Source organism: Oscillibacter sp. UBA6647 (assembly GCA_002455655.1).
In the GTDB taxonomy this organism is placed as follows: Bacteria; Bacillota; Clostridia; order Oscillospirales; family Oscillospiraceae; genus Oscillibacter.
The window spans coordinates 1-2,806 of record DKLF01000141.1 but is presented as its reverse complement, the minus strand read 5'-3'; the positions used below and the strand labels follow the sequence as shown (position 1 = coordinate 2,806).

Genomic DNA, 2,806 nt, shown 5'->3' with positions numbered 1-2,806 from the left:
TCCTCTCCGGGGCCGCGTTTCCCGTATCTATCGGGATGCCCGGCGGCTTCATGGACGCGGCCCCTTCAAGGACCACCTGTGGATCAGCGTGGAGGCCCCGGCGGAAAGCGTGTGGACCGTGCAGCCCTGCTTTTGGTTTGAGCTGGGGCCGGACGAATGGAGCTATGGCCTTGGATATTACGCGGCCAGCCCCTCCACCATGATGAAGCTCCGCGCCCGCATGGAGCGGGACCCGAAGCCCATGGAGACGCTGACCCGGAGACTGAACCGGCAGCAGGAGTTTTCCTTGGAGGGAGAGGAGTATAAGCGGCCCAAGGAAGGCGCGCCAAGCGAACTGCTGGCCCCATGGTATTTGAAAAAGAGCTTTTCTATGGGCCACCGGGACAAGCTGAACGAGAGTCTCTTCACGCGGGAGCTGGTGGACCGTCTGAAAACGGGCTATGAATTTCTCCTGCCCTATTACGACTATTTCGTGACGCTGGAAAGCGACCCCGATCCTCGGGAACCCGGCTGAACGGGACTTGTAAACCCGCGAAAAGGCGCGTATCATGCGGCGGAATTACACAGGCGCGCGGCTTTAGATAAGAAGTGTGCCGTACATTAGAAACGGAGGAAACATCCATGAAAGACTATCCCCGGAGAGAACAGGCGCTGGCCCTGCTGCGCAAGTATAACGGCGAGCCCTTTCACATTCAGCACGGGCTGACGGTGGAAGGTGTGATGCGGTGGTACGCCGTTGAGCTGGGGCATGGCGAGGACGCGGATTTTTGGGCAACTGTTGGCCTTCTGCACGACGTAGACTTTGAAAAGTGGCCGGAGGAGCACTGCCTGAAAGCGCCGGAGCTGCTGAAGGAAATCGGATGCGGTGAAGCGCTCATCCACGCGGTTTGCAGCCACGGCTATGGGATTTGCTGCGATGTGGAGCCTGTGGAGGAGATGGAAAAGGTTCTCTTCGCCGCCGACGAATTGACGGGCCTGATCGGCGCTGCGGCCCGGATGCGGCCCAGCAAAAGCTGCCAGGACATGGAACTGAGCAGCCTGAAAAAGAAATACAAGGATAAGAAGTTTGCCGCCGGCTGCTCCCGGGACGTGATTCAAACCGGCGCGGAGCGTCTGGGCTGGGAGCTGGACGAGCTTTTGGACAAGACGCTTGCAGCAATGCGCGCCTGCGAGGACGCTGTGACTGCCGAAATGGCGGCGCTGTAAGGCGTGCTTTCCAAAGAAGCGAAAAGTAAAAAACGAAGGCCCGGACATTTGTCCGGGCCTTCGGCTTTTCACGCGGAGCTTATTCGCCCATGGGCGCGCCGCACTGGGGGCAGAACTTGCTGTCGGAGGAGGTCCCGCAGATGGGGCAAGCCTTGTTGGTGTTCTGGGCAGCTTCGGAAGCCTCTTCCTTCACAGGCTTGCTGGCTTCCAGATCAGCAATCTTTGCCTTGGAGGCGGACACCGCGTCCACCAAATCCTTCACCGCGGGAGGAATCTCACCACTGAATTCGCTGACATACCACTCGCCGATGGCGCGGAAATTCTTGTCAATCTCCCGCTGCTCGCTGGCAATGGTCATGTTGATTCTTGCCAGTTCTGCGGCGTCCTTCGCCTTATCGGCAGCAACGGCGGCAACAGCCTGTGCCTTTTTTCCAAGATCGTTCAAAAAGTCAAATGCCATGTTGAAAACCCCTTTCATTTCCCGCGCTTTCGCGCTGTATCCGTTGGAGTGCAGTCCTTAGACCAGGTTTCTTGAAGTTAGTATACATGGTTGGCAGATAAAACGCAACCGATTTTTCCAAAATTCACAGTTCGTTTTCAAGTGGATGCAGCTCCATGTAAGATCAGCCGGTCCAGAGTGTGCGTGTCACGTCTCCGGCTCAATCCAGCCCCGTGCCCGCTCCACGGCCCGGCCCCACCGCCGCAGCTCCTCCCGGCAGACCGCCTCGTCCCGCACGGGCAGAAACACGTGCTGGCTGCGCCGCAGCGCGGAGAGCTGCTCAGGACTGGTCCATACGCCAGCCGCCAGTCCCGCCAGCGCCGCCGCGCCAAAGGCGGTGGTTTCCACCTGTACGGGCCGGTCCACCGGCAATCGGAGCGCATCTGCCTGAAGCTGGAGCAGAAGGTCGCTGACGGATGCGCCGCCGTCCACTCTCAAAGAGGTGATGGGGCGTCCCGCGTCGGCGGCCATGGCGGTGATTAAATCGCAGACCTGAAACGCGATGGAATCCAGCACCGCGCGGCAGAGGTGGGCTTTCCCGGTACCCCGGGTGACGCCCAGAATGGTTCCCCGGGCGTACATGTCCCAATAAGGCGCGCCAAGGCCGGTGAACGCCGGGACCACCAGCACGCCGCCGCTGTCTGGTACGCTCTCCGCCAGCCGATCACACTCAGAAGCACTTTTAATCAGCCCCAGTTCGTCCCTCAGCCACTGGATGGTGCTGCCCGCGTTGAACACGCTGCCCTCCAGCGCATAGCAGACTTCTCCGCCAAGGCTCCACGCCACGCTGCTCACCAACCCCGCGTTTGAAATCACCGGTGCGCCGCCCACATTCATCAGGGTGAAGCAGCCTGTGCCGTAGGTGTTTTTCACCTGTCCCGGCTGAAAGCAGCCCTGACCGAACAGGGCGGCGGGCTGATCTCCCGCGCTGCCGCAGATGGGGATGCCCTCAAGACCTTCCAGACCGGGAATCCCCTCCGCCACCGTTCCGTATTGCTGCGAATTGCCCACCGGGCGGGGCAGGAGATTCATGGGCACGTCCAGCTCCCGGCACAGCGCCTCGTCCCACTCGAGCGTGTGGATGTTGAACAGCATGGTGCG

At 60.6% G+C, this 2,806-nt stretch carries 4 protein-coding genes; 2 read left to right on the top strand and 2 right to left on the bottom strand.

All coding sequences use genetic code 11. The features are described from left to right. Window positions 1-514, top strand: a 514-nt coding sequence (locus B2W96_RS10410) for a DUF2461 family protein (protein WP_293010227.1), incomplete at its 5' end; no start/stop codon positions are given. Between the two features lie 107 nt (window positions 515-621). Continuing rightward, complete coding sequence (locus B2W96_RS10405; protein ID WP_293010226.1) at window positions 622-1,206, top strand: hydrolase; 585 nt, start codon at window positions 622-624, stop codon at window positions 1,204-1,206. A gap of 79 nt (window positions 1,207-1,285) precedes the next feature. Here the strand turns inward: B2W96_RS10405 and B2W96_RS10400 are convergent, their stop codons facing one another. Together B2W96_RS10400 and B2W96_RS10395 are read right to left on the bottom strand one after the other, a co-directional pair. Continuing rightward, the gene (locus B2W96_RS10400; protein WP_293010225.1) at window positions 1,286-1,666 is read right to left on the bottom strand and encodes a zinc ribbon domain-containing protein; all 381 of its coding nucleotides are present in this window, start codon (window positions 1,664-1,666) and stop codon (window positions 1,286-1,288) included. A gap of 186 nt (window positions 1,667-1,852) precedes the next feature. Next, the coding region (locus B2W96_RS10395) for an FGGY family carbohydrate kinase (RefSeq protein ID WP_293010224.1) at window positions 1,853-2,806 on the bottom strand (954 nt) is incomplete at its 5' end.